This is a genomic window from Paenibacillus pabuli NBRC 13638 (assembly GCF_001514495.1).
Classification (GTDB): domain Bacteria; phylum Bacillota; class Bacilli; order Paenibacillales; family Paenibacillaceae; genus Paenibacillus; species Paenibacillus pabuli.
In genome coordinates this window covers 278,704-304,376 of record NZ_BCNM01000004.1, presented here as the reverse complement: position 1 = coordinate 304,376, position 25,673 = coordinate 278,704, and the positions used below count along the sequence as shown (strand labels likewise).

Genomic DNA, 25,673 nt, shown 5'->3' with positions numbered 1-25,673 from the left:
TATTTCACCCTTTGCGGCCTAAATAGTTAATGATTTGCTTTGCAGGCACTCTGGCTTCCTGCTTCAATTCGGTAATGCTTTCTTCATGTTCCTTCAACCATTGTGAACGCTGATCCAGCAGGTTGGCCACCGTCTTGGCCAGTTTGTCCGCATCCAGCGCAGACGTAGTCCCCACGGATTCACTATCCAGACGCAGCATGAACTGATCAATCTTCGGATCATAAGAGATACCAACGGGTGGAATATACTGTGATGCTGCATAGATCAGACTGTGCAGACGCATGCCAATAACCACATCACAATGGCTGACTTCCTGCAGCATCTGCTGTGGATCCGTGAGATCCTTAATTATGCTGACTTCGCTGCCCTTGTTACCCAAATCACCGAGCATTTCCATGACAAAGCGTGAAGCCTGCTCATCGCCCGGTAAGTGAAATGGCATAAAGCGCAGGTGAACGGCTTTATGGGAACAAAGCTTCTTCAATCCAGCTGCAATGGCTGTAAGCTCTTTACGATCCGACTCCCAGAAACGTACGGATACGCCAACAACCGGGAGCTTTGTATGAACGCTTGTGATATCTGCAACAACATTCCCTGCATTCACATCGACAGATGGATCACTCGCTGTGATCTCCTGAGCATTAGATGATCGTTCTGGAGATTCCAGATCTGGCAAAGGCAAGCCCATCACCGGGTCGGGAACGACGTGAATCTGATTCCACTGCAATCCCAGCCCTCGCAAATAATCCGCAGATTGTTCATCACGCACAGATACATATTTACAGGCCTTGAAGACCGATCGAATCATCGGATTGAAGATTTTGCGATTTACAGGTCCAATGCCCTGCGCATAGATAAATGTTGGCTTCTTCAACCATTGGGCCAGTTTAATGACACCCAGGTAGTAGGGGATGGATTTCAGTCCGGTTGCATCCTGCAGCAGACTTCCACCCCCGCTGATTAATCCGTCACTTTCCTTGATCGCTTCACGGACGTCCTTCAACTTCATCCGGTGCACTGAGCGTACACCGTACATGGAAGTGGTCTGTTGCGGGTCTCCGGAGAGCACAATCGGTTCGATCGTAATGTTAGACCGTTGGCTCTCCTCTTCCAATGCCGTTAATATTGACTTCAGCACTGCTTCGTCTCCGCTGTTGCTGAATCCGTAATATCCCGAGATGACTAACTTTTGAGAAGTGGTGACCATTTTTTCCAACATCCTTCCGCTACTTGCCACACACCCACAGCAATGATACCGAAGATTAAGCCAAGTCCCAATCCCATCACTCCACGAATGAGTGACAACACAGCAGGCGTATGGATATGCGCGAACGTATCCACCATGGACAATTGTCCAATCGCTGCAATAATGAGCACAAAGATGACTTTACGATATTTTAAAGCGGCGAACACGCCAACAATAAACAGCGGGTGTCCCAGCATAAATTCTTTGAATCTTGGCCGTACGCCGAATGTGTCTTCGAGCGTTGTACGCAGGAACATCTCGAACGGGGTAACCGAGCCTGCATTACCTGTACGGGTCAAATAATAATAACCAACCGCGGCAGCAAAAACGCCTAACACAACCATCAATACATTAATCGGTGTACGCAGCAGATCCTTGACTTGTTTAATGGAGAACGAACCCGAACCCCGGTAAAACACAATATATATCGCCACCAGCGCCATCGGTGCAAAGTGCAACAGACTCACGCCCCGGAACTGGTTGATGACCAGACTGTACGTAATGCTGTTAAGCAAAGCGATGACAAAAGGCACGGCCAGGAACGACAGAATCGATGTTCTTACATATAAAAATAAGGTTTGCCCTAAACGACGACCGGCAGGTGCGTCTGGCTGACGCTGCTGCTGATAGTTTACTGTACGAACGGCCAGCACCATCGCAATGGTCGGAGCACTAATCGCTACCAGCAAGGCAATCCCTTGCTCCAGCAGCGTTGGCTTGAGCAGGAATAATCCGGCACTGCCTACAAGAGCCAGTACAAATACCAGCAATGTCAGCAGTGGAACAAAATATGAAACCATAATCGCAATCATGGCGATTGCTCCAATCAGAGCAACCAGCTTGGCATAACGCTGAATGGAAGAATCTTTAACCGTGAATGCTTCAGCTTGTCCCAGTTCAAAGCCATGTTTGCCCATTCTTTCAATCGCATGACCCGGCTCATTCAGACTGTTGATCAAATTATCAATCGGATTGGTGATCATGGCTTTGGCCGTATTCCGGCTTGGCGAAGCATTCATATAAAGCATACGAATGTTACGGTCTTTGGTAGCCAGAACAAAACGGTCAGCAATGGTGTCTACATCCAGATTGGCATCCCCGTCACTTAAGGAGTACAGACGAGTTACATTGTAGTCAATTTTATAGGAGAGCGTCTCAAAACCGGATTGCGGTTTCTTCAAATTTTCAATAGCTGCCAGTCCAATATGATGCTTGTTCAGGAGCTGGGCAAACATATCGATACTCTTCATCTCCGCATTATCATTGTACCCTTTCACAGCATCGCCATCAAACAGGATACGCTTTACCCCATTCTCTTCGAAGAAGGTGAGCAGGCGTTCCATGGATTCCTGATTGTAAGGAACACTGTCCGAGATCCGTGGCAAAATGTAAAAGCCTTTATCACGCAGCATCTTCACGGCAACCGGATCGGGCTGCAAAGGCTGCATATTGGCATTCTCCGGTGGAGTCTGCAATATTAAGCCGCTACGACCTTCATATTCCCATGAGACAACCGGAATCTGCCGATCCGCGAACGTTTGTTCAATAATAGGGGTATAGGTTTGTGCATTTTCTTCGTTTGTAAACAGCACATACGTATAATTATCATTAGCAGGAATGACATTTTTGGTCATGTTCGCGAGATCCTGCCCGCTATAGACCATCAGTCGGCGTGACTTCTTCAGTTCGTCCAGTGTACTTTCGAACACTGCCATGGTGGTCACTCCCGCATCTTTCAAACGAGTCAGTTGTTCATTCATGAAGTCCTGCGGATGGGCCTGATAAGCCGAGATATCCAATAGTCCACGATAATTGAAAACAAGCTCCACCTTTTTGGCGGACGATTCCGTCTGCACCCGATCACTAATAACGGGGATGGAAGCAATCAAACCGATAATGACAACAATCCACAGCCACTTCCGGGAAGCGGTATTCCAATAAAGCCATTTTTGACGCACTACATGTACCTCCTCAAGTGTTGGAACCAAATGCATGTTCAGTTCATGATTTTCATTGCAAGATTGTGAATAAATACCGGATACAAACAGCTTGTGTCAACAAACGTGCATCTATCCGCAATTCATCCCAAAATCGACGAGACTTTCACCTTTTTTTACCTAAAAGAAAAGCCCCTCCGCCAACCAACCTTACGGTGCGGAGAGGCTTTCTCATGTTATTGCTCCGTGCTGCTTCGTATTTATTGTGCGTCTACCCGCGTCATCACTGTAGTAACCAGACGTTCGATCCGGCTTTCCGCATCTTCCAGGCTCTCTCCGCGCACGGCGAAGTAGACTTTGATCTTCGGCTCTGTTCCCGAAGGACGCAGGCAGAACCATGATCCGTCTGCCAAAATATACTTCAGCACGTTCTCTTTAGGCAAGCCGTCCAGGCCAAGGGAGTAATCCAGCACATCTTGTACAGCGATGCCGGCTACCTCTTGTGGCGGATTGGAACGCCAGTCGCTCATTTTCGCCTGAATTTGAGCTACACCGTCTTTGCCCTTCAGTGTACGAGACTCCAGCTTCTCCAGGAAATATCCGAATTGGCTGTACAGTTCTTGCAGGACATCATAGAGGGTTTTACCTTGATTTTTATAATAAGCAGCTGCTTCAGCAATCAGCATTGCAGCCAGGACCGCATCCTTGTCACGTGCGTAGCTGCCTGCCAGGTAACCATAGCTCTCCTCATAACCGAACAAGAACGTATGGCTGCCGGTTGCTTCGAACTGGTTCATTTTTTCACCAATATATTTGAAGCCTGTCAGGGTGTTCATCACTTCTGCACCGTAATGCTCGGCAATGACTGCTCCCATCTCGCTCGTTACAATCGTTTTGACAACCGCACTGTTTTTCGGCAGTTTACCTGTCTCTTGCAAGCGGCTCAGTACATAATGCACCATGATGGCTCCCGATTGGTTACCGGACAGTACAAAATATTTGCCGTCGTTGTCTTTCACTACTGCACCCATGCGGTCTGCGTCCGGGTCTGTACCGATCAGAATGTCCGCACCTACAGATTCACCCAGCTTCATTGCCAGTGTGAACGCTTCGCGCTCTTCCGGGTTAGGAGATTTCACTGTGGAGAATTCAGCATCCGGCTGCTCTTGTTCTGCCACAATGTGAACCTGCTCAAAACCGATCTGTTCCAACACACGGCGTACAGGTACATTACCTGTTCCGTGCAGTGGCGTGAAGACGATTTTGAAATCACGGCCGACGCCGGATTGAATCAGGTCACGACTGAGACTCAGGCTGGCTACTGTATCCACAAATGCCTGATCTTCCTCTTCCCCAAGCCATACGAGCAATCCTTGGGCTTCGGCTTCTTCCTGTGTCAGCTTTTTCACATCCGCGAGGGAAGGAACTTCCTGAATGTATTGGATGACTTTCTCCGCTTCATGCGGCACCAGTTGACCGCCTTCATGGTTGTACACTTTGTAGCCATTGTATTCAGGAGGGTTGTGACTGGCTGTCACCACAATACCACCGGTTGCTTGCAAATGGCGCACGCTGTACGACAGTTGAGGCGTAGGACGCAGGGATGTAAACAGCTTCGCCACTATACCGTTTCCGGCCAGAACCAACGCTGCATCCAGCGTAAATTCAGGCGAGAAGTGACGGGAGTCATGAGCGATAACAACGGAAGGTTTGCCTTCTTTATCCCCATGCTGCTCCAGCAAATAGCGCGCAAATCCCTGCGTTGCACGACCTACCGTGTAACGGTTCATCCGGTTGCTCCCGGCACCGATTACACCACGCAATCCACCTGTACCAAACTCCAGATTTCTGTAGAAACGATCCTCCAGCTCTTTGGGCTGATCCTGCAAATCACGAAGCTCCTGTTTCGTCGCTTCATCAATCGAAGCATCCTCCAACCATTGCTGCAATGTTTGTGCTGCTGCTGTGCTTAACTGTTCCATTCCTGCAAGCCCCTTCCTTCTATATCAAATTCAATTGCCCGATGAACTATACAATCATTAGCTTGGGTCAGACAAAGCGAACATGATCTCGCCTTCAGCTACCACTTTGTCGGCGACTTTGGCTGTAGCTTTGCCTTTACCAATTGAACCTTTGAGACGGGTAATCTCCACTTCAAGCATTAACGTATCTCCAGGCACAACTTGTCCACGGAATCGGAAATTGTCCAGTCCCGCCAAAAAGCCGATTTTGCCTTTGTTGCCTTCCAAGTTAAGAATGGCGACTGCACCGACCTGTGCCAGTGCTTCTGTAATCAATACCCCCGGCATCACCGGATACTCTGGAAAATGACCAATAAAGAACGGCTCGTTAATGGTTACATTTTTTAATCCAACTGCACGTTTGCCGTCCTCTAGCTCTACAATCTTGTCCACCAGCAGAAACGGGGGACGGTGCGGAATAATTTCTTGAATCTGTTTGATATCGAGCACAGTGTAATCTCCTCTCGGGGTGTTTATATGAGAATTCTTCATCATGGATTGACGTTAAGCGCAAACGCGTCGTTCCGGTCACGGATCGTTCCTCCGATCGCTGTTGTCCCCGAATTTTCTGATACATTTTAGAGTGGTCTAAAATTCGGTGACAAAGGCGAGCGCTTCGCTTCTTCTGAACGATTCCGTTCCCTCCACTTACTTAAGTGCGGATGCCGTCAACCCCAACATGATCAAGTCGAACCTCATATAAAAGGTTTTTTAATTTTAATGTTGTATGAAAAGCATATTTTCGGTTAACACTAGTTATATCCTTCATGACTGCAGTAGTGAAGGTTGAGATAAGGGGTCTCTCTTCGCGATGACGAAAAGTCTTTCGCAGGGGAGGCCTCTTTTGACGTCAAACGTCATCCATCATTATACTGTTTTCAACGCCAAAAAGAAAACTCCTGCCTGCGCAGGAGTTTTCACATATATCACCAATCTACGGAGCGAACACCAGATCATATACATGTTCCCATGTACTCCACTGCAATACGGAACCGATATCCTGTTTGCCCAGTACCACATATCCAGCGACCATTCCGCCAGCGAGGGCAAGAATAAGCAGGACCGGAACCAGAAACCATCTTGCGATGCGCCATCCACTCTTCTTCTTCTTGACTTTCGTCTTATCCGGCTTGCTGTTCTGCTGTTGTGTATCTGTCATCACATTCACCTTTTATGCTCTCATATTGTTGGCAAGACCCGACATGGAATCACTGGATGTCAGCGCCCGTGCCGCCAGCTGGTAAGTCCGCTGTCCTTGCATCAGCAAAGCCATCTCCTGGGTCAAATCCACATTGGATTGCTCCAGGAAACCTGTACGAATCATCGCTGCTGCTTCTCGTGTAGCTGCATTGGCTCCAAATACATCATCCTCGGTCAGACCCGAACCCAGACCAAACAGGTTATCTGCATACTGCACAAGCCCTTCCGGGCGTTCAATGTCTACGAGTTGAAGTTGGGCTCCAATCGTTGCAGCAACTGCATTTCCGCGACGGATCAACAGATTGCCTTTTTCATCAAAAGCGACTTTGCTATTATTCGGTGCGGTAATGCGATTACCCTGACGATCCAAGGCAAAGTGGCCTTCGCCATTGACCAATACCATCATGTCCGGTGCATCGGGATTCGTCTTCGGTCTCATGTCAGGGATAAAATGGAATGCACCCTGACGCGTCCACATTTTCTCACCATTTGCTTCAACGGCAAACATCGCATTCCCTTCAATGGCCAGATCTGTAGGGATGCCTGTCTCATTGAACGAACCCTGAGACATATCCTTCGTCACATCAGCCAAACGCACGCCAAATCCAAGGTTGTACCCCATCGGCGTGGAGCGTCCATCCAGCTTATACTTATCCGGCTGCTGCTGCACTCGGGTCAGCACATCCTCGAAGGCTGCTTGCTTGCTTTTATAGCCTGCCGTATTCACGTTGGCAATATTATCGGAAATGACATCCAGACGCTGCTGTATTCCGGTCATGGAGACCATTGCACTAATCATGGAATTATTCATACGGTGGTTATCCTCCCCTGGTGGTTCTACCCTCCCAAACCCTCCCTGGTAGGGAGGGCCCCAGATGGCGCTGCCCTCTGGACTCCCGAAACAAGCGGAGAGGGTGCGTGGGGTACGATCTTGCTAAGTGACGGTGTAGTGTGTGCGCCGCGACTGCCCAGCTAATATTTACTCCATGGTTTCACATGGCTAAATATTAGCTGGGCACGCTCTTTGTGCGGCGGGCAGCTCCGCGTGGTCTCTCCCTGCTTTGCTTCGCAAAGGGCTGTCGAGACCGTCGCTGCGCTCAGCTTACTAGCTACGCTATCCTCGCATACGCTCGGCTGCGTTTAGGCTTGCGCCTCGCGTGAGCCTCTCTGCTTTGCTACGCAAAGGACGTTTGGCTCTCCGCTACGCGATTATATGGGTAGTCGGCTGTTATACACGGCCGACTTCATTGACGGCTTTATCCAGACTGCGGTCATAGAATTGCACGACCTTCTGGTTCGCTTCATACGCACGGAATGCGGCGTTCATATCCACAGTCGCTTGTGAAGCATCTACGTTGGACCCTTCCAGGTATCCTTGACGGATCTGCACATTATCTCCGGCAGCCATCATTCGGGCAGTTGCTCCATCCTGGTCGTTCAGGCTGAAATTCCCGTCACCTTGGCGCACCAACTGGTTCGGCTGATCGATAACACTAATTCCCAGTGTGACGCCTGTGGGTACACCTGTATCTGCATTAACAAGACGACCTTGCTCATCCACTTTAAATTGGTCTACCGAACCTGTCAACACAACGGGTTGTCCATTATTATCCAGCACTTGCGAACCCGTTGAACTCAAGAGTTGCCCAGTACCTGTAACCCCGAAATGACCATCACGTGTATATCTTGTATTGCCTTCTGCATCCTGCACCGTAAAATACGCCTGAGGCTGGTAGGTTACCGTGCCATCAGCCCGTACAAATTTGCCTGAAGCATCAAACGGGACTGGTTGTCCAGTCTGCGGGTCAATCACGGCCAGATTGGATGAAATGGCAAAGTCACTCTTTTGCCCGCTCTCCATAATAGCTCCCTGCAAATTCATGGACAAACTTTCTTCCGCGAACACACCCGTGTTCAGCTTGCCCAACCGCTTTGTCGGAAGATTGGCATCTCCACCCACCAAAGAAATGAGCATTTCCGGAAAAGAACGGCTTACGCTGTTCACTTGTTTATATCCCGTTGTGTTCATATTCACAATATTCTGCGTTGCAGTGTCGTGGCGGCGTTGTTGCGTTATCATTCCCGCGGTAGCGGTGTACAGACCTCTTAACATGTATGAACCCCTCTCCTCAAGCGCTTGTCCTGCATGACAGGATGGCTGCTTGTCCGTTCTGTTCCCGATCATGGGCGAACCTTTGCTTTTTATATCGGCAGATTAGAACTTTTTCTTAACCACCTGATCCAAATTATTCAACATAATGCCTGTTCCCTTCACGACACAATGCATCGGATCCTCTGCAACCCATACCGGTACATGCAGTTCATTGGACAATAATTCGTCCAGTCCTTTCAGCAAAGCGCCTCCACCTGTCAGCACGACACCTCGGTCAATAATATCTGCCGACAATTCCGGTGGCGTCCGCTCCAATACCGACTTGGCTGCAACGATGATGGATTGCACGGAATCCCATAGTGCTTCCTGCACTTCATTTCCCGACACCGTTACGGTAACAGGCAAACCGGATACCATATCCCGTCCGCGAATGTCCATCTCCGTTTGTTGACCGTCCGGGTGTACAGAACCAATCGCAATCTTGAGATCTTCGGCTGTACGTTCACCGATCATGAGTTTGTATTTGGCTTTGATATACTTGGTAATCGCTTCGTCGAACTTGTCCCCTGCAACTTTAATAGAAGAGGCGGTGACTACGTCGCCCATAGACAGGACTGCAACGTCAGTCGTTCCGCCGCCGATATCCACGACCATATTGCCGCTCGGCTGAAAAATATCCATGCCCGCACCGATCGCTGCCGCTTTCGGCTCTTCTTCCAGAAATACTTCTTTGGCACCGCTGCGCTCCGCAGCTTCACGGATGGCCTTCTGCTCCACGGAAGTAATGTTCGTTGGTGCACAGATCAGAATACGCGGGTGGCTGTACCAGCTTCTTGCCCCCACACGATTAATGAAATGTCTAAGCATGGCTTCCGTAATCTCGAAGTCCGCAATAACGCCGTCACGCAGCGGTCTAATGGCAACAATGTTACCTGGAGTACGCCCCACCATACGACGCGCTTCTTCCCCAACAGCAAGGACCCGCTTCGTATCGCTTTCAATGGTCACGACGGAAGGTTCATCGAGGACGACCCCGCTTCCTTTCACGTGAATAAGCACGTTCGCCGTGCCAAGATCAATACCGATATCCTTGCTAAACATAAAAGAGCCCCCAAAGTGATATTATTTGGTCAGCGTATCCTGTGAAAAAGAGTCCCTTATCACGTCACCGCTCGTTCGACAAAGTGCAACATATATATGTAAAAATCGGGCTGATAAGATGTCATAATTCGATCCTGTACCAGCTTTTAACATATCATACTTCAGGGGAGGGATTCAATGCATGTGTGAGCTTTTTGACCTACGTCTTGCCGCAGGTCCCTACGATTTAGCGGAAGCCAGCACCTCGCGTTTTTTACCGCTTGTTTTTTTGTATTTGATTTTGGTCGCTTCACCGCCCCGCAAATGGCGGATGGACTTGTGATACTCCAGAATGTGTTTCACCTGGTCAGCAAGATCAGGGTTGATTTCCGGCAGACGCTCCGTCAGATCCTTATGCACAGTACTCTTTGACACGCCGAATTCCTTGGCAATGGTACGGACCGTATTCCTCGTCTCAACAATGCAGCGACCAATTTTGATGGTCCGTTCCTTGATGTAATCGTGCACGCTCCCGCCTCCCTACTGTGTGGATAGTTTGGTACATTATATGAGGAGCATGCCTATATATTCGCGGTTTAGAGGTGTGACAAGCTTCGAAGGTCCCATTATTTTCTGAAAAGCACAAAAAGAGCAGAGGAGAAATCCCCTCTGCCCGTCATGCTGCTGCGGTAAAAATCATTTATTTTTCCGGAAGATATCCTTGCGGGTTGACCGGTTGACCGTCTTCGTATACTTCAAAGTGAAGGTGATTGCCCAGCGTTTTTTCCAACTCGTTAACGCCAGCCGATGCAATCGCATCTCCTTGCTTCACTTCATCATCCTGTTTCACTTTGACGTCAGCCAGGCTTTGGTATACGGTCTTGAGGTTATCACTGTGTGTGATTTCCACAACTTGACCTGTCAGCGGGTTTTGTTCCACCCGTGTCACTTTACCGCCGAGTGCTGCTTTGACTTCGAACGTTTTGTTATCGCCCCGTGCCAGGTCTACACCCGTGTTCGGGATAAATGTGTCATTGTACTGCACCATCGCTGCTTCATGTTCCTCGGTTGAACCTTCGTTCTCATAGAACGGTTTTACGACCGAAATTTCGGATGGGACCGCTACAGGCCAAACAAAATTCTCCGACTTTGCAACAACTTCCACACTTTCCTGTTCTCCGCCTACTGCTGTTTCTTCTGTACCCGCCGATGCACCTGTTTCTACTACCCCGTTTGTAGGGTCCGAGTTCAGCGTTTTTTCGCCTGTGCCCTGATAGACCCACACTAAGGTTAGTATAATGCCTGCTGCTGCGATGTAGGCTGCCGGGAAGACCCAGCGTTTGGACATTGCTCTTCTCCATGAAGAGGGCTGGCTAGCCGGTACTCCTTGAGTTGTTTTAGGAGTTTCTTCTTGGACTGTTTTTTTGTTTTGTTCATTCATCTTGATCACCTCAGTAACAAGTGTTACCGGGTGCAACTCTTTTATACACGCGCGACTCTAATTATTTTCACGGAACTTTCAAAGAGTGCTATATAGGTGGAGATGTGCAGCGGGTACGTGCACCGCTCCGGGGCCAGAAAACCTTTCGACCGGCTGTTATCCCCGGATTTCCTGATTATGTTCTCCCAAGGGAGAAATCCGGGGATAAAGGCGGACGCTTCGCTTCTACAGGTCTTTTCTGTCCCCTGCGCTACCCATACGCTAGCACTCTCCGCATATATAGCCGAATCTCGAAAGCTCCGGAAAGGGTGGTAGTACTAAGGATGATTGACTATGATTCGCCAATCTCATACAACCTTATAACGTAGAACCTATTGTGAGGCTAGCATCTTGGATGCCTGTCCGAAAGAGATACCCGTGTAATAGTGTTTGAGAATCTGGGTCGCGGTGTGACCCTCCTGTGCCATGCCATTGGCCCCCCACTGGCTCATGCCGACACCATGACCGTATCCATACGTTGTAATTTCAACCTCATCTCCATCCGTCTTCCAGCTGAACTGGCTCGATCTCAGCCCCAGCAGCTTTCGGACCTCCGGTCCACTAAAGGTTGTACCTGCAATCCGCATCTCCTTGATCCGATGGCCTTGCGTTGTAGACATGACTTCCATCCAGCCACCATTCTGCTGCGCGGTCGCCGGGATAGAGCCCGCACTTAGATTCAACTTCCGGAGAATCTCGCTGCGCTTCAAAGTGATGGTTTCCTCAAAGCCTGGAGCCAGCTTTTTATCCCACGGACTGTCTACACTCTGCAAGTAGGGTACAGGGTTGCCCCACACATCCTCTGCATTCTCTGTATATCCGTTACTCGTGGAGAAAAAAGAAGCGGTGATCGCCTTGCCCTGATAGGTCATGACGGCATCTCGGCTCTCGCGTACAGCCTGTTGCAGTTTTTTCCATTCCTCGGCCTTCCCCAATCGTGTCCAGTCCGCTTTCACTCGGTCTGGTGGTATAAACACCTGATGGCTCACAGTATCGGTCACATCGGCTTCTCCGGATGGGACACCGCTTGTATCATTCGCGGCCAGCCTTCTGACGATAAATGTTCTTGCCGCAATGGCCTGAGCCTTTAAGGCTTCCAGTCTGAATTCAGCTGGCATCTCGGCAGCCACCACACCCGTAACATATTCCTCCAGCGGAAGATTCATCGTTGTACCGGTTGCAGACAGATATACCCTTACTTGAGGTTCAGGGTAGGTAACAGGTACAGCTGGCGCAGGCGCTGGAGTCGTTATACTGCCTACACCTGATGGAACAGGGATCGGTTTGACCGGATCAGGATCATTCGCCCGGGGCCAGACCAGAATGGCGGGTATGAGCAAGGCAAGCGCAAGTAATGTGGAAACAGCTGCTGCTGGCTGCCAGCGAGCTGTGTTTTTCCCCCATCTGCGGCCTCTGCCAAATGTACGCATTCTCCGTCGTTTGACACGGCGGAACTGATCCAGCTCAACAACAGGTACGTGCATACGCCCCGCAGCTGCCCCGGTTGGCTCTTTTAAGGGGCTTGGACCGGATGAAGTGGATGAAGCTGTTATGGGCTCACCCGAAACGGTCCTGAGGTTCGTTGAAGCAAGCTTGTCTTGTTCCACACCAAAAACAGAAATCTCCTCTGACTCCTTCCCAAGTGGACGGGGGACAAGAGGTACTTTAACCTGTACACGGGCTTCTTTCATTGTGATATAACCCTCCGTTGTCCATGGCCGGTCAAGCGCCGGTCCTTTTGTTCAAATCCATAGTTTAGGGTATGAGCTGCATGGATCTGATAGAACCTGATTTAAGAGAAACGGAGGGATTTCATATGCGCCTACCTACACTGAACTTTGCTCTATAAAATAAGAGAAACGTTGATCCGGTGCGATTTTCGGGTCTGTAACGTACAAGATATTTCTTTAAAACTCGCCCTTTCATTTGGTTCAGAATTCGCACAGATTATACGTATATGCTATACACGTTAGGACCAGCTATTAATAGAATCAGGTACTGATTGAATGGATCATTGAACACAAAAAAAGCCAAGCCAGATGGCTTAGCTTTAATCTTTACTTACATGTCAGCTCGTATGCTCCTGTATCCACCACTCACAATTATTTGTGATCATGATTCAGGATAGCAGCCATTGTCCCATCCAACGTTAAGCCCAAGTCGGTTGTACCTTAAACATCGGTACCTCTTCCTCAACCTTTTCGTTCGATGCTTTGACTGCATCCAGCTTAGGCTCCTCTACCGAAATACGGTAAATATCGGCTCCAAGTCCATTAAGCTTCTCAGCGAGGTGTACATAGCCACGGTCGATGTGATGAACACCGCCCACTTCCGTTGTACCTTCGGCAACCAGACCCGCAATAATGAGTGCGGCACCCGCACGCAAATCAGTCGCTGTTACTTTGGCACCCTTCAGTTTGGCATTGCCTGTAATGATGGACGAACGTCCTTCCACTTTGATCTCCGCATTCATCAACTGGAATTCATCCACATGCATGAAGCGATTTTCAAAAACAGTCTCTGTCACCACACTGGTTCCCTCAGAGGCAAGCAAGAGCGCCATCATCTGGGATTGCATATCGGTAGGGAAACCAGGGTATGGTAATGTTTTCACATCCACAGCCTTAAGAGGACGGTCTGCGATCACTCGTACCCCATTCTCGTCAGGATGGATCGTTACACCCATCTCTTCCATCTTCGCAATAACAGAACCCAAATGGTCTGAAATTGCACCTTCAATATACACGTCACCACCGGAAATAGCAGCGGCAGCCATATAGGTACCTGCTTCAACGCGATCCGGAATGACGGTATGTTTAACGCCAGTCAGTTTCTCCACACCTTCGATGCGGATGACTCCAGTTCCAGCGCCACGAACTTTGGCTCCCATGCCGTTCAGGAAATTGGCTAGATCCACGATCTCTGGCTCTTTGGCCGCGTTCTCCAGAACAGTCACGCCTTCAGCCAATGTTGCAGCCATCATAATATTTTGAGTGGCACCTACAGAAGCCACATCCAGATAAATTTTAGCACCACGCAACCTTCCCTGGCTGCGAGCTTCTATATAGCCCTGGCCCAAGCTGATCTCGGCGCCCATGGCTTCAAAACCTTTCAAATGCTGATCAATAGGCCGTGTACCGATGGCACATCCACCAGGAAGCGAAATTCTTGTATGACCCATACGCGTCAACAATGGCCCCATGACCAGAAAGGACGCCCGCATTTTACTTACCCATTCATACGGTGCCTCACAGGAAGTAAGTTTCTCCGCATTTACGGTAATCACTTCGTCCCGGTATGTAACACCCGCTCCCAGCGATTCCAACACTTTGTTAATCGTCATCACATCGTCTAGAGGAGGAGCGTCAATAATTACGCTTTGTCCTTCTTCCCCTAAGAGAGAGGCAGCGATGATCGGAAGAACAGAATTTTTAGCGCCGCTAACTTTGACACTTCCGGTCAACCTTTTGCCACCGCGGACGATAAATTTGCTCATCATGGTTCCCTCCGCGCTTTTATTCCCTTTTCTTCATTCCGGAATACGTGAGCCCCTCAGTGATCGAAAGGACTGTTGCTGTGTGTGGAATTTCGACATAACTCGGCAAATAACGCCCTTCATGTCTGTTCAGAAAAGAATTGGTTTATGATCCATATCGATGATACCACGTGCCGTGCATAATACCTTCGGACCTTGCAAATGTAATGCTTACAGGTCAGCCAGCATCAGAACAACAGATTGGGATGATTATTAGCCGGATTCAACCGGATATCCCGTTTATAACCACAAAATAAGTGAACAATGGTGAATTCCCTAACTTCCATCATAACATTTTTGAATTGTACGATACAAGCATTTTTACATAAACATCTCAAATTCATCCAATTCGGTGTCACACTTTTTTCTCAATTCCTCCGACGACAACTCATACTCTAATTGTTAACACAATCAATCGATGTTATTCGACAATGATTGCTTGAAGAACCTAACAGATGATTAACCAACCATCTCAACATTAAAACAAATGACGCAACATTTGTGTCCATGACAAATAGTCAATGACAAAGCCTGAAACAGCATGCCCGAGTATGATGGCCAGCAGCAAATGTAACAGTCTTCCCTGTGCTCCTCGTGGCTGCCTGATGATTAAATCCAGCTTGAGATTCTGCAGAGCCCACCAAGACAACGCTATACATAAAAGAGAGACGATAATCGAGACCAAGCCATTCGTACTTAATGTCTGGTTCAACTGATTTGTCAGATCAGTATCCATATATTCATTACCTCCACATTTGTTGCAGCGATCAGCATAATTATGCCTGGCATCCATAACTTGTTAGAATACTGGAATGTCTTGAACACAATACACTGAACCTGCGTTCAAACTTACTCCTGGCATGCAGGAACTCTTGATGCCCAATCACGGAGCAGCAACCATCTGGCTGTGAATGATTATGGAATTCATCAACGCAGCTTCTTCCATCTGCTGACTCTATGGAATATAGGCTCTTTCATCATACATTGTCAATTACATTGATTTCCACTTCGATAATATTTTAAATTCAAAATGCCGGGATTTTGTGACTAAAACGACATAAAAGAGCGTTATTTCGATATCGATCCTGTCATTTCCTCGGAAATAATTTAAAATTCCGTCGTAAAAAATGGTTCTACCAGGGATCGGTTTTGTCACGACTTTAGTCCTACATTCTATTCATATCCCCATAAACGGTGAATATATTTAACTTTATTTACCGTTAAATCAAGTGTTTCAACCGAAGATATTGCCCATATATTTTACTGTAACTGGAAAAATAACGCTCCAAAAACTCAAAAAAGCCCGGCAGACTAAGCCGCCAGGCTCCAATTGAATAGTTATTTGCCGTATACGTTGATCCGGTTAACCGCTTTTTGCAGAGCAATCTCTGCCCGGCGGTGATCAAAGTGGTCCTGATTGCTTTGGCTGCTAAGCCGGCGTTCTGCCCGCTCTTTCGCTGCACGTGCACGGTCCACATCAATACTTTCCGGGAATTCGGCACTCTCTGCGAGCACAACAACCTTATCTTTACGGACTTCGATAAACCCGCCGCCAATAGCGACTTGTTTGTTCTGTTTTCCGTTTTTGATAATAATCGGTGCGATCTGCAATGGTGTAACCATAGGGATGTGGCCGGGCATAATACCCAGTTCCCCTTCAACACCTCGAACGATGATACTATCGACTTGTTCAGTAAATACCAAACGCTCGGGCGTTACAATTTCCAACAAAAAGGTGCTCAATTCCATCCCTCCTGAAACTATCCGATAGCTCGCTTCATAAGGACAATCCTGGATTCAGACTATACCAGTGTTTTGGCTTTCTCCACTGCCTCTTCAATTGTACCCACGAAGAGGAAAGCTGCTTCCGGAAGATCGTCGTGCTTGCCTTCGAGAATTTCTTTAAAGCTGCGCACCGTTTCTTTAACCGGAACGTATTTACCCGGAATACCGTTAAATGCTTCAGCAACGTGGAATGGCTGGGACAAGAAACGTTGAATCTTACGAGCACGGTAAACGAGCGCTCTGTCTTCTTCACTCAGCTCGTCCATACCCAGAATCGCAATAATATCTTGCAACTCATTGTAACGAGCCAAAATGCGTTTAACGCCCTGAGCTACGTTGTAATGCTCTTCGCCTACAACTTCAGGGGACAAGATCCGGGAGCTGGATGCCAATGGATCTACCGCTGGGTAGATACCCATCTCGGAAATTTTACGCTCCAGGTTCGTCGTTGCATCCAAGTGAGCAAACGTCGTTGCTGGAGCCGGGTCAGTATAGTCATCCGCAGGCACGTAGATGGCCTGGATGGATGTTACGGAACCTTTTTTGGTCGAAGTGATACGTTCTTGCAGTTGACCCATTTCTGTAGCCAGCGTTGGTTGGTAACCTACCGCGGAAGGCATACGTCCCAGCAAGGCAGATACCTCTGAACCTGCTTGGGTGAAACGGAAGATATTATCGATGAAGAGCAACACGTCACGGCCTTCTTCATCACGGAAGTATTCCGCCATCGTCAGACCTGTGAGGGCTACACGAAGACGTGCGCCTGGAGGCTCGTTCATTTGTCCGAAGACCATTGCTGTTTTGTTGATAACGCCGGAATCACTCATCTCGTGATACAAGTCATTACCTTCACGTGTACGCTCACCAACACCCGCAAATACGGAGATACCGCCGTGCTCTTGCGCGATGTTGTTGATCAATTCCTGAATCGTTACGGTTTTACCGACACCGGCACCGCCGAAGAGACCGATTTTACCACCTTTGGCGTAAGGAGCCAGCAGGTCGATAACTTTGATCCCTGTCTCCAGCATTTCAGCCTGGGTAGTCAGTTCATCAAAAGCAGGAGCCGAGCGGTGGATCGGGTTTTTATGTTCAGCAGCTACAGCACCGCCAGTATCAATGGCTTCGCCGAGTACGTTAAATACACGACCCAGTGTCGCTTCCCCAACAGGTACAGAAATCGGAGCTCCTGTATCTACGGCTTCCATACCACGAACAAGTCCGTCCGTGGAGGACATCGCGATACAACGTACTCGGTTGTCACCCAGATGCTTTGAAGCTTCGAGTGTAAGATTCACACTTACGCCGCTTTCGCTTACTGTAGTGATCGTAATGGCATTGAGGATTTCCGGCAGACCGCCGCGATCAAACTCGACGTCAACAACCGGACCCATGATGCTCACAACGCGTCCTTTGTTCATCTTAACGTTCCCCTCCTACTAGCCTGCTAGTTTTGCAGAAATAATGTTCCGTTCTCTTTTATCTCTGCACTGCAAGCCTTCATTAATAAAAAACGGTTAGCCTTGTGCTGCGTTGGCACCTGCCACAATTTCCGTAATCTCCTGCGTAATCGCCGCTTGACGGGCACGGTTATAGGTCAATGACAAGTCATTAATGAGTTTGGATGCATTTTTGGTTGCATTACCCATTGCCGTCATTTTCGCGCCCAGCTCACTTGCCTTACCATTCAGAAGTGCACCGTAGATCAGCGTTTCCGCATAACGCGGTAGCAGAACTTCCAGTACAGCCTCAGCTGAAGGCTCGTATTCGTAGCTTGCCGTCGGTCCTTCCGCAGCAGTTACCTCAGGTGTATCCATCGGAAGAAGACGTTCAACCGTAGGAATCTGGGTCAACGCATTCACAAAGCGGTTATAACAAATGTACAATTCATCAAATTTAGCCAGCTCAAATCCTTGAACAGCCTCGTGTGCAATGGATTTGATATCTGCAAATGATGGTGAATCCGACAGATCCGTAACAACGGATGTCATAGCCATTTCCCGACGTCTGAAATAATCGCGTCCTTTACGCCCAATGACGAACAATTCGTAGTCATTCTGGGAGTTGTGACGCTCTTTGAGCGTCAGATTGACCTGACGCAAAACGTTCGCATTGTAACCGCCCGCAAGACCACGGTCCGATGTGATGATTAGATACGCTGTCTTTTTAACCGGACGGCTCTCCAGCATCGGATGTTGGATTCCTTGCGTACTGGATGCAATACTAGCCACAACTTCTTTCAGTTTCTCCGAATACGGACGGGCTGCTTCTGCTTTTTCCTGCGCTTTCCGCAGTTTTGCAGCAGCTACCATCTCCATTGCTTTGGTGATCTGCTTGGTGCTTTGTACGCTTTTAATTTGCCGCTTTATTTCGCGCATGCCTTTTGCCATGATTTCACCACCTCAAAACTTTGACAGAGTCAAAGTTACTTCGTAAGCATCAACACAAGTTTTGACGTAGTCAAAACTACTTCGTAAGCCCAAACATAAACTTTGGCAGAGCCAAAGTTTCTTCGTAAGCATTCACTAGTTTTGACAAAGTCAAAACTACTCGTAAGCATATTGAAACTTTGAAAGAACAAAGTTTTACATGCAGACATGCGGAATCGGTTAAACAACCCCGCAGCTGCATATCATCTATTTAGACAGAGACAGCGAAGCTCTTTCTGAATTTCTCAATAGCATCTTTCAGAGCGGATTCATTGTCTGCAGTCAATTCTTTTGTATCACGGATGGATGCCAGAATCTCAGGGTGGCTGCTCTCCATGAACGCAAGGAACTCACCTTCAAAACGAGTTACATCACCTGTAGGAATTTCATCCAGGAATCCTTTAACCGCTGTATACAAGCTGACTACCTGTTGTTCTACAGGCAGAGGCTGGTTAACACCTTGCTTCAGGATTTCCATCATGCGAGCACCACGATTCAGGCGGGCCTGTGTCGCTTTATCCAGATCGGAACCGAACTGGGAGAACGCTTGAAGCTCACGATATTGAGCGAGGTCGAGACGCAGGGAACCTGCAACCTTTTTCATCGCTTTGATCTGAGCAGAACCACCAACCCGGGATACGGAAATACCTACGTTGATCGCTGGACGTTGTCCAGCATTGAACAGGTCAGCTTCCAGGAAGATTTGTCCGTCCGTGATGGAGATTACGTTCGTTGGGATGTAAGCAGATACGTCGGAAGCTTGTGTTTCAATAAACGGAAGTGCGGTTAAAGAACCACCACCAAGTTCATCATTCAGCTTCGCTGCACGCTCCAGCAAACGGGAGTGCAAGTAGAAGACGTCACCCGGATAAGCCTCACGGCCCGGAGGACGACGAAGCAGCAAGGAAAGCTCACGGTAAGCCGAAGCTTGTTTCGTCAAGTCATCATAGATAACGAGAACGTGCTCACCTTTGTACATGAAGTACTCACCCATCGAACATCCGGAATACGGTGCGATGTACAACAGTGGTGATGGGTCGGATGCTGCCGCAGTTACAACAATCGTATACTCCATTGCGCCTTTACGGCGAAGAGTTTCTACAACTTGTGCAACTGTAGATTGTTTTTGACCAATGGCAACATAGATACATTTCATGCCGCTGCCTTTTTGGTTCAGGATGGCATCAATTGCGATCGATGTTTTACCTGTTTGACGGTCACCGATGATCAACTCACGTTGACCACGACCGATTGGAACCATTGCGTCAATCGCTTTGATCCCTGTTTGCATCGGCTCATGAACCGATTTACGATCCATTACGCCTGGTGCTTTACCTTCAACCGGACGGAATTCCGTTGTAGCGATTGGCCCTTTGCCATCCACCGGAATACCGAGTGGGTTCACAACGCGTCCAATCAATGCTTCGCCAACAGGCACTTGCATGATTTGACCTGTACGTTTAACTTGGTCACCTTCACGAATATCATAATAAGGTCCCAGGATAACGACACCGACGTTGCTCTCTTCCACGTTCATGGCGAGTCCCATAACACCGCTTGGGAATTCAACCAACTCATTGGACATGACATTCTCAAGTCCGTATACACGAGCGATACCATCACCGACCTCAATAACCGTCCCGACTTCGACTACATCGATATCGGTCTTGTATTGTTCGATCTGGCTCTTAATTAATGTACTGATTTCTTCTGGCTTGATACTCAAGTGTCCTCACCCCAATCTACTGTACTCGTCTGTTAAAAGACTGCTCAAGACGTTCGAGCTTGCCAGCCAAGCTGCCGTCATAGATCGTATCGCCAATGGCAACTTTCAATCCGCCCAGCAGAGTCGGATCGACAATGTTCTCGATACGGATCTTTTTATTCACACGGCCACCGAATTCACGGGCTACCGTTTCTTGTTCTTCATCATTCAAGGCATAAGTCGAGTACACGCGTGCATCGGCTATGCCGAGCGATTCGCCCTCGATCTTCACATAATCATTCAGCAGAGCTTCCAGCAGTTCAACGCGTCCACGCTCAATCAAAAGCAAAACGGTTTTCAGAACAGGTTCAGACACCTTGCCGTCAAGACTTGTGCGAAGTACGTTCTGTTTCGCCTCTTCAGAGATGTTGGGTGACTCGATAAATTTACCGATTTCCGCATCACCTGTGATGGCACTTACAACAGTACGTAGCTCTTGTTCGACTTCAAGCACCTGCTTCTGTTCGAGAGCAACTTCAAACAATGCTTTCGCATAACGCTTGGCAACAATCGTATCGCGGCTCATTGTCGGCCTCCTACCTCATTGAGGTATTGGCTCACAAGCTCCTCTTGTGCAGGACCGTTCTCAACTTCTTTTTTGATCAGCTTGGAAGCGATTTGAACGGAAGCTGTACCCAGTTCACGGCGAAGCGCTGCAACCGCTTTGTTCTTCTCGCTCTCAATCTCACGCACAGCATCGTCTTTCAGGCGATTCGCTTCTGCTTTTGCATCCGCCAGAATCGTTTCAGCCTGTTTGCCGCCTGTTTGTTTGGATTGTTCAATGATGTCATAAGCATCTTTACGCGCTTTTTCAAGAGCCTGCTTCTGTTCCTCAACATAGGCAATAGCCTGATCCCGCGTTTGGGCAGCCTCATTCATTTGCGCCAATACGAGCTCACGACGTTTTTCCATAATGGAGAAAAGTGGACCAAATGCATAACGGCTAAGAAGCCAATATAAAATACCAAATGCTATAATCGCCAGAACTGTATTTTCCCATACGAAATTCAATCTGTTCACTCCTTCCTGAAGGTATCCTCAGGCCGCAACTCCGCGTTTACGGACGCTACCTAAAAAGAAGGCGCGGATGGCTGTGGCCTTCCCCGCCAAACCTGCACTGATTTTATTAAGCCGCTCCGTAGAACATGAACGCGAGTACTACACCGATGATCGGCAATACCTCGATCAAACCTACACCGATAAACATTGTTGTTTGAAGAGTGGATTTTGCTTCCGGTTGACGTGCAATACCTTCCACCGTTTTGCTGATTACCAAACCGTTACCGATACCTGCGCCAAGCGCGCCCAATCCTGCAACAATCCCTGCTGCCACTAATGCCATTGCTCCCATTTGTATATCCTCCTTAGAATGTTCGTTCAAATTTTATAGTTCAGCCCTACAGGGTTAACCGTATTGGACTTGAATCTTAATGTTCCTCGTGCGATTCGACGGTTTGTGATATGTATACCATCATCAAAACCGTAAATACGAATGCCTGTATGGCTCCGATGAAAATACTGAACCCCTGCCATGCCGTCAACAGCGGGATTGCTGCAATTGCGCCAATCCATTTGAATGCTGTAAGTTTCATAATCGTGGAGATCAGAACCTCACCTGCAAAGATGTTGGCGAACAAACGCATACCGTGTGTCAACAACTTGGATGCCGTCTCCACAATGTTGATTGGGAAGAACAGCCAGTGTGGTTGGAAATAATGCTTGAGATACGCTTTGGTGTTACGGAAAAGTCCCAATCCATGCGCGATAGCAAATGCGATCAACGCAAGACCCATGGTTACCGAAAGATCAGCCGTAGGTGATTTCCACCAGGCAACTTCGATATGTGGATGAGCTTCTGGATCCTTCTCATGAGCTTCATGGAATGCTTCCTGGACCGAAACAATCGGCTTGCCAAAGATTTCAGCTTGGCTTACATCCGTAGCCCCAGTTACTACGCCCAAAGGGAGACCCAACATGTTTCCCACAAAGATAAACATAATCATTGTGGTTGCCAAGGTAAGGAAATGCTGCCCCTTCTTCATGTCCATCGTGCTCGAGATCAGGTTGCGTACAAACTCAATCGCCCACTCCAGGAAGTTTTGCATTTTGCCCGGATTATCCACCGACAAGTTCCGCGTAGCCAATTTAGCAATAATAAATACAATGGCGGATGTTACGATGAGCATGAGCAGAACAGACAAATCCAGATGGAACCCACCCAGGTTAATTATCGGAGATTCATGCATATTTTTCTCACCCCTTTCTCATTCGAAAGCTTGCAGCACCACTATGAGTCTGCTTTGCGGGACAACAATATCCCTATAAATAGTAAGGAAAATTGCGCTATGACCAAGCCAACTACAACCGCATATAAATTGAAGTATTGCGGATACTGCATCGCCATGAAAATAGCGAGTACTGCAAGAGCAGCTCTAGTCAAAAATCCCAGGTTCACTCGCTTAAGGTTTCCTTCCGCTGCATCATCCAACATTCTCCTGACTTTGCGACCCAGATAAGAAGCGTTGATCCAACTGGTCACCGTTCCCAGGGCCAGTCCCAAAGCTATTGTTTCCACACGGGGCAGAAAGGCCGCTGCGAGAAAACAAATCATAAGAAAGTACATGATGAAAACAGTCATCCATCTGCGGTATCTGGTTAGTTCACTCATCACTTTCCCCCATGAATTTTTTTGCGATAAAGTAGGTGCTTACGCCGCCTGCCGCCAAGAAAAAGAGAACGCTTACGGCGATCCATATTCCGTTACCTCCAATGGTCTTGTCCAACCAGGAGCCGACGTAATATCCGGCAACAGCGAGAATGGCAATCTCGATTCCAAAAGCTGTCACGAGCCCCATTGCCTTCCACACATTATCATCATGGTTACGGGATGAATTTGGTTTGTTCGAATCGGCCATTTTCCACGCCACCCTTGCAATCCCAGTTAATTTTACTGAATGATGAGAGCCTTTGTCAATTGAATGATTTTAGCGTTTTAAAGGGTAAAACGACGGGATTATAGACCATCAGAGCCCATAAACCCGCGTAAACCGTACAGTTTAACTGTATGCTGTACCCTTTATAAATCTGTCAGAAAAAATGAATTATTTTTTGAATTTTCTGTGAAATGATTCCGGACGTTCGCTATTCACACCAAAATGGTGCAAAATCGCATTGACAATTCTTTCCGAAGCATGTCCATCACCATACGGATTGGCTGCCTGACTCATGCTTGCATACAGCGTTGCATCTGTTAACAAAGCTCTGGTCCGCTCATATACCCGTTCCTCTTCGGTGCCTACGAGTTCCAGCGTTCCTGCTTCAATACCCTCCGGGCGCTCCGTTGTATCCCGCAGGACGAGAACAGGCACACCAAACGAAGGCGCTTCTTCCTGCAAACCGCCTGAATCGGTCAATATCAAGTGAGTATGCGGGTAAAAGTTATGCAAATCCACGACGTCTAGTGGATCAATCAATTGAATACGGGGATGATTCCCCAAAATCGCGTGAGCCGGCTCCTTCACAGCAGGACTTGGATGCACCGGGTACACGATGGCAATATCCTCAAACTCGTCGGCAATCCGTTTGACGGCCTGGAAAATGTTACGGTGAGGCTCGCCTTGGGATTCACGGCGGTGAGCTGTCATCAGCACAAGACGTTTGCCTTTTGCCCAATCCAGTACCGGGTGTGTGTAATCCTGCCGTACTGTATATTGAAACACATCTGTTACCGTGTTGCCTGTGACATACGTACTAGACTCCGATTTATTTTCTTTGGCAAGATTGGAAGAAGACCAGTCCGTTGGTGCAAAATGCAAATCAGCAAGCACACCAGTTAACTGACGGTTCATTTCTTCCGGATATGGAGAGAGCTTGTTCCACGTTCGAAGGCCCGCTTCCACATGACCCACTTGAATCTGCTGCAGGAACGCAGCATAGCTTGCTACAAACGTAGTCAGCGTATCGCCGTGAACCAGCACAATATCCGGTTTGGCTTCACGCAGGACTGGCTCCAGGCCTCCCAGCACACGAATGGTAATTTCATTCAGCGTCTGGCGATCTTTCATCACATCCAGGTCATAGTCTGGATGAATATCAAATACTTCAAGAACCTGGTCCAGCATTTGGCGGTGCTGTGCAGTAACGCAAACGATAGATTCAATCGATTCGGGATGTTTCTGCAATTCCAAAATAAGCGGAGCCATCTTGATGGCCTCTGGGCGCACCCCAAATATCGTCATAACTTTAATTTTCTTGGACATTGAAGCAAAGCCCCTTTTCTACTCAGCATGCAATATGCTTATTTTGTGCCGTACAGACGGTCTCCTGCATCTCCCAGTCCGGGAACGATATAACCATGATCATCCAAACGATCGTCCAGTGCAGCCACGTAGATATCCACATCCGGATGCGCTTCTTGTACTGCCTTTACGCCTTCCGGTGCTGCAACAAGGTTCATCATTTTGATCTGGGTGCATCCGCGTTTTTTCAATACATCAATGGCTGCAATGGCCGAACCGCCAGTTGCCAGCATCGGATCAATCACAATCAATTGACGCTCTGTCACGTCTGTAGGCAGTTTGGTGTAGTATTCTACCGGTTGCAGTGTTTCCGGATCACGGAACAGACCAACATGTCCAACTTTTGCAGCTGGCAACAATTTCACAACGCCATCGAGCATTCCGAGTCCTGCACGCAGAATCGGCACCAGTCCGAGCATACGTCCGGAAATGACTTTGCCTTGTGTTTCAGCTACAGGGGTTTGTACATCAATCGTCTCCAGTTCAACATCTCTAGTAATCTCATAAGCCATCAACGTTGCTACTTCATCCACCAATTCTCGAAAATCTTTCGTATTCGTACGCATATCGCGTATAAACGTCAGTTTGTGTTGAATCAAAGGGTGATCACATATTACTAATTTTCCCATCTAATTTGTCCCTCCGGTAAGTTCTTCATGTTCAGCATTTCCAAATATGCCTAATCATCATTCATAGGCCCGATAAATCCTGTATATTATATCATCACCTACACCGAATTACACCATCAAAGGGCACCCAATCATTACAGAAAACCGAATCCTAT

The 25,673-nt window shown here is 48.1% G+C and carries 25 protein-coding genes; all 25 read right to left on the bottom strand.

All coding sequences use genetic code 11. From position 1 onward, the window contains the following. Positions 1 to 4: 4 nt before the first annotated feature. The 25 genes from csaB to upp all read right to left on the bottom strand — a co-directional run bounded on the left by csaB (position 5) and on the right by upp (position 25,518). A complete protein-coding gene (gene csaB, locus PPA03S_RS08420) occupies positions 5 to 1,207 on the bottom strand; it encodes a polysaccharide pyruvyl transferase CsaB (RefSeq protein ID WP_062321739.1) in 1,203 nt (400 codons plus the stop codon). Further along, complete coding sequence (locus PPA03S_RS08415; protein ID WP_062321736.1) at positions 1,183 to 3,204, bottom strand: DUF5693 family protein; 2,022 nt, start codon at positions 3,202 to 3,204, stop codon at positions 1,183 to 1,185. The genes csaB and PPA03S_RS08415 overlap by 25 nt, the downstream gene beginning before the upstream one ends. Before the next feature lie 239 nt (positions 3,205 to 3,443). Further along, on the bottom strand, positions 3,444 to 5,165 hold the full coding sequence (locus PPA03S_RS08410) for a phospho-sugar mutase (RefSeq protein WP_062321734.1): 1,722 nt from the start codon (positions 5,163 to 5,165) through the stop codon (positions 3,444 to 3,446). Between the two features lie 57 nt (positions 5,166 to 5,222). Beyond that, positions 5,223 to 5,654, bottom strand: a complete 432-nt coding sequence (gene fabZ, locus PPA03S_RS08405; RefSeq protein WP_062321732.1) for a 3-hydroxyacyl-ACP dehydratase FabZ — start codon at positions 5,652 to 5,654, stop codon at positions 5,223 to 5,225. Between the two features lie 484 nt (positions 5,655 to 6,138). Then, a complete protein-coding gene (locus tag PPA03S_RS08400) occupies positions 6,139 to 6,363 on the bottom strand; it encodes a DNA-directed RNA polymerase subunit beta (protein WP_062321730.1) in 225 nt (74 codons plus the stop codon). A 12-nt stretch (positions 6,364 to 6,375) separates the two neighbouring features. Further along, positions 6,376 to 7,215 carry a flagellar hook-basal body protein gene (locus PPA03S_RS08395; RefSeq protein WP_062321728.1) on the bottom strand — a complete coding sequence of 280 codons (840 nt, stop codon included), beginning with the start codon at positions 7,213 to 7,215 and terminating at the stop codon, positions 6,376 to 6,378. A gap of 417 nt (positions 7,216 to 7,632) precedes the next feature. Continuing rightward, entirely contained in the window at positions 7,633 to 8,517 is an 885-nt protein-coding gene (locus tag PPA03S_RS08390) for a flagellar hook-basal body protein (protein ID WP_062321725.1), read from the bottom strand. Between the two features lie 102 nt (positions 8,518 to 8,619). Then, the gene (locus tag PPA03S_RS08385; protein ID WP_062321723.1) at positions 8,620 to 9,618 is read right to left on the bottom strand and encodes a rod shape-determining protein; all 999 of its coding nucleotides are present in this window, start codon (positions 9,616 to 9,618) and stop codon (positions 8,620 to 8,622) included. Positions 9,619 to 9,837: 219 nt separating this feature from the next. Continuing rightward, positions 9,838 to 10,125 carry a sporulation transcriptional regulator SpoIIID gene (spoIIID, locus tag PPA03S_RS08380; RefSeq protein WP_024632710.1) on the bottom strand — a complete coding sequence of 96 codons (288 nt, stop codon included), beginning with the start codon at positions 10,123 to 10,125 and terminating at the stop codon, positions 9,838 to 9,840. A gap of 172 nt (positions 10,126 to 10,297) precedes the next feature. Then, the gene (locus PPA03S_RS08375; RefSeq protein ID WP_062321722.1) at positions 10,298 to 11,038 is read right to left on the bottom strand and encodes a M23 family metallopeptidase; all 741 of its coding nucleotides are present in this window, start codon (positions 11,036 to 11,038) and stop codon (positions 10,298 to 10,300) included. A 371-nt stretch (positions 11,039 to 11,409) separates the two neighbouring features. Further along, the gene (gene spoIID / locus PPA03S_RS08370; RefSeq protein WP_062321720.1) at positions 11,410 to 12,768 is read right to left on the bottom strand and encodes a stage II sporulation protein D; all 1,359 of its coding nucleotides are present in this window, start codon (positions 12,766 to 12,768) and stop codon (positions 11,410 to 11,412) included. 458 nt (positions 12,769 to 13,226) lie between these two features. Further along, positions 13,227 to 14,573, bottom strand: coding sequence for a UDP-N-acetylglucosamine 1-carboxyvinyltransferase (gene murA, locus PPA03S_RS08365; protein WP_082704050.1), 1,347 nt, complete (start codon positions 14,571 to 14,573; stop codon positions 13,227 to 13,229). Positions 14,574 to 15,090: 517 nt separating this feature from the next. After that, positions 15,091 to 15,348 (bottom strand): DUF1146 family protein, encoded by a 258-nt coding sequence (locus PPA03S_RS08360; RefSeq protein WP_062321714.1) that lies wholly within the window; start codon positions 15,346 to 15,348, stop codon positions 15,091 to 15,093. A gap of 602 nt (positions 15,349 to 15,950) precedes the next feature. After that, the gene (locus tag PPA03S_RS08355) at positions 15,951 to 16,355 is read right to left on the bottom strand and encodes a F0F1 ATP synthase subunit epsilon (protein WP_062321712.1); all 405 of its coding nucleotides are present in this window, start codon (positions 16,353 to 16,355) and stop codon (positions 15,951 to 15,953) included. 59 nt (positions 16,356 to 16,414) lie between these two features. Then, a complete protein-coding gene (atpD, locus tag PPA03S_RS08350; RefSeq protein ID WP_062321710.1) occupies positions 16,415 to 17,818 on the bottom strand; it encodes a F0F1 ATP synthase subunit beta in 1,404 nt (467 codons plus the stop codon). Between the two features lie 96 nt (positions 17,819 to 17,914). Further along, positions 17,915 to 18,787, bottom strand: coding sequence for an ATP synthase F1 subunit gamma (atpG, locus tag PPA03S_RS08345; RefSeq protein WP_062321708.1), 873 nt, complete (start codon positions 18,785 to 18,787; stop codon positions 17,915 to 17,917). A 250-nt stretch (positions 18,788 to 19,037) separates the two neighbouring features. After that, positions 19,038 to 20,552, bottom strand: a complete 1,515-nt coding sequence (gene atpA / locus PPA03S_RS08340) for a F0F1 ATP synthase subunit alpha (protein WP_062321706.1) — start codon at positions 20,550 to 20,552, stop codon at positions 19,038 to 19,040. A gap of 16 nt (positions 20,553 to 20,568) precedes the next feature. Continuing rightward, positions 20,569 to 21,117, bottom strand: coding sequence for a F0F1 ATP synthase subunit delta (locus PPA03S_RS08335; protein ID WP_062321703.1), 549 nt, complete (start codon positions 21,115 to 21,117; stop codon positions 20,569 to 20,571). Continuing rightward, positions 21,114 to 21,602, bottom strand: a complete 489-nt coding sequence (atpF, locus tag PPA03S_RS08330; protein WP_062321701.1) for a F0F1 ATP synthase subunit B — start codon at positions 21,600 to 21,602, stop codon at positions 21,114 to 21,116. The genes PPA03S_RS08335 and atpF overlap by 4 nt, the downstream gene beginning before the upstream one ends. Positions 21,603 to 21,717: 115 nt before the next feature. Continuing rightward, on the bottom strand, positions 21,718 to 21,942 hold the full coding sequence (gene atpE / locus PPA03S_RS08325) for a F0F1 ATP synthase subunit C (protein WP_062321699.1): 225 nt from the start codon (positions 21,940 to 21,942) through the stop codon (positions 21,718 to 21,720). Positions 21,943 to 22,018: 76 nt separating this feature from the next. Continuing rightward, a complete protein-coding gene (atpB, locus tag PPA03S_RS08320) occupies positions 22,019 to 22,837 on the bottom strand; it encodes a F0F1 ATP synthase subunit A (protein WP_062321697.1) in 819 nt (272 codons plus the stop codon). A 41-nt stretch (positions 22,838 to 22,878) separates the two neighbouring features. Continuing rightward, complete coding sequence (locus PPA03S_RS08315) at positions 22,879 to 23,259, bottom strand: ATP synthase subunit I (protein ID WP_062321695.1); 381 nt, start codon at positions 23,257 to 23,259, stop codon at positions 22,879 to 22,881. Continuing rightward, positions 23,252 to 23,506, bottom strand: coding sequence for an AtpZ/AtpI family protein (locus PPA03S_RS08310; RefSeq protein ID WP_062321694.1), 255 nt, complete (start codon positions 23,504 to 23,506; stop codon positions 23,252 to 23,254). The genes PPA03S_RS08315 and PPA03S_RS08310 overlap by 8 nt, the downstream gene beginning before the upstream one ends. Before the next feature lie 186 nt (positions 23,507 to 23,692). Next, positions 23,693 to 24,850 (bottom strand): non-hydrolyzing UDP-N-acetylglucosamine 2-epimerase, encoded by a 1,158-nt coding sequence (gene wecB, locus PPA03S_RS08305; RefSeq protein WP_062321692.1) that lies wholly within the window; start codon positions 24,848 to 24,850, stop codon positions 23,693 to 23,695. 38 nt (positions 24,851 to 24,888) lie between these two features. Next, on the bottom strand, positions 24,889 to 25,518 hold the full coding sequence (gene upp / locus PPA03S_RS08300; protein ID WP_062321690.1) for a uracil phosphoribosyltransferase: 630 nt from the start codon (positions 25,516 to 25,518) through the stop codon (positions 24,889 to 24,891). Positions 25,519 to 25,673: the final 155 nt, after the last annotated feature.

What these genes read in the sequence shown, in the direction of transcription:
- csaB (WP_062321739.1), bottom strand. Translation starts at nt 1,207, where the DNA reads ATGGTCACCACTTCTCAAAAGTTAGTCATCTCGGGATATTACGGATTC.
- PPA03S_RS08410 (WP_062321734.1), bottom strand. Translation starts at nt 5,165, where the DNA reads ATGGAACAGTTAAGCACAGCAGCAGCACAAACATTGCAGCAATGGTTG.
- PPA03S_RS08400 (WP_062321730.1), bottom strand. Translation starts at nt 6,363, where the DNA reads ATGACAGATACACAACAGCAGAACAGCAAGCCGGATAAGACGAAAGTC.
- PPA03S_RS08395 (WP_062321728.1), bottom strand. Translation starts at nt 7,215, where the DNA reads ATGAATAATTCCATGATTAGTGCAATGGTCTCCATGACCGGAATACAG.
- PPA03S_RS08390 (WP_062321725.1), bottom strand. Translation starts at nt 8,517, where the DNA reads ATGTTAAGAGGTCTGTACACCGCTACCGCGGGAATGATAACGCAACAA.
- PPA03S_RS08385 (WP_062321723.1), bottom strand. Translation starts at nt 9,618, where the DNA reads ATGTTTAGCAAGGATATCGGTATTGATCTTGGCACGGCGAACGTGCTT.
- PPA03S_RS08375 (WP_062321722.1), bottom strand. Translation starts at nt 11,038, where the DNA reads ATGAATGAACAAAACAAAAAAACAGTCCAAGAAGAAACTCCTAAAACA.
- spoIID (WP_062321720.1), bottom strand. Translation starts at nt 12,768, where the DNA reads ATGAAAGAAGCCCGTGTACAGGTTAAAGTACCTCTTGTCCCCCGTCCA.
- murA (WP_082704050.1), bottom strand. Translation starts at nt 14,573, where the DNA reads ATGAGCAAATTTATCGTCCGCGGTGGCAAAAGGTTGACCGGAAGTGTC.
- PPA03S_RS08360 (WP_062321714.1), bottom strand. Translation starts at nt 15,348, where the DNA reads ATGGATACTGATCTGACAAATCAGTTGAACCAGACATTAAGTACGAAT.
- atpD (WP_062321710.1), bottom strand. Translation starts at nt 17,818, where the DNA reads ATGAACAAAGGACGCGTTGTGAGCATCATGGGTCCGGTTGTTGACGTC.
- atpG (WP_062321708.1), bottom strand. Translation starts at nt 18,787, where the DNA reads ATGGCAAAAGGCATGCGCGAAATAAAGCGGCAAATTAAAAGCGTACAA.
- PPA03S_RS08335 (WP_062321703.1), bottom strand. Translation starts at nt 21,117, where the DNA reads ATGAGCCGCGATACGATTGTTGCCAAGCGTTATGCGAAAGCATTGTTT.
- atpE (WP_062321699.1), bottom strand. Translation starts at nt 21,942, where the DNA reads ATGGGAGCAATGGCATTAGTGGCAGCAGGGATTGTTGCAGGATTGGGC.
- atpB (WP_062321697.1), bottom strand. Translation starts at nt 22,837, where the DNA reads ATGCATGAATCTCCGATAATTAACCTGGGTGGGTTCCATCTGGATTTG.
- PPA03S_RS08315 (WP_062321695.1), bottom strand. Translation starts at nt 23,259, where the DNA reads ATGAGTGAACTAACCAGATACCGCAGATGGATGACTGTTTTCATCATG.
- PPA03S_RS08310 (WP_062321694.1), bottom strand. Translation starts at nt 23,506, where the DNA reads ATGGCCGATTCGAACAAACCAAATTCATCCCGTAACCATGATGATAAT.
- wecB (WP_062321692.1), bottom strand. Translation starts at nt 24,850, where the DNA reads ATGTCCAAGAAAATTAAAGTTATGACGATATTTGGGGTGCGCCCAGAG.
- upp (WP_062321690.1), bottom strand. Translation starts at nt 25,518, where the DNA reads ATGGGAAAATTAGTAATATGTGATCACCCTTTGATTCAACACAAACTG.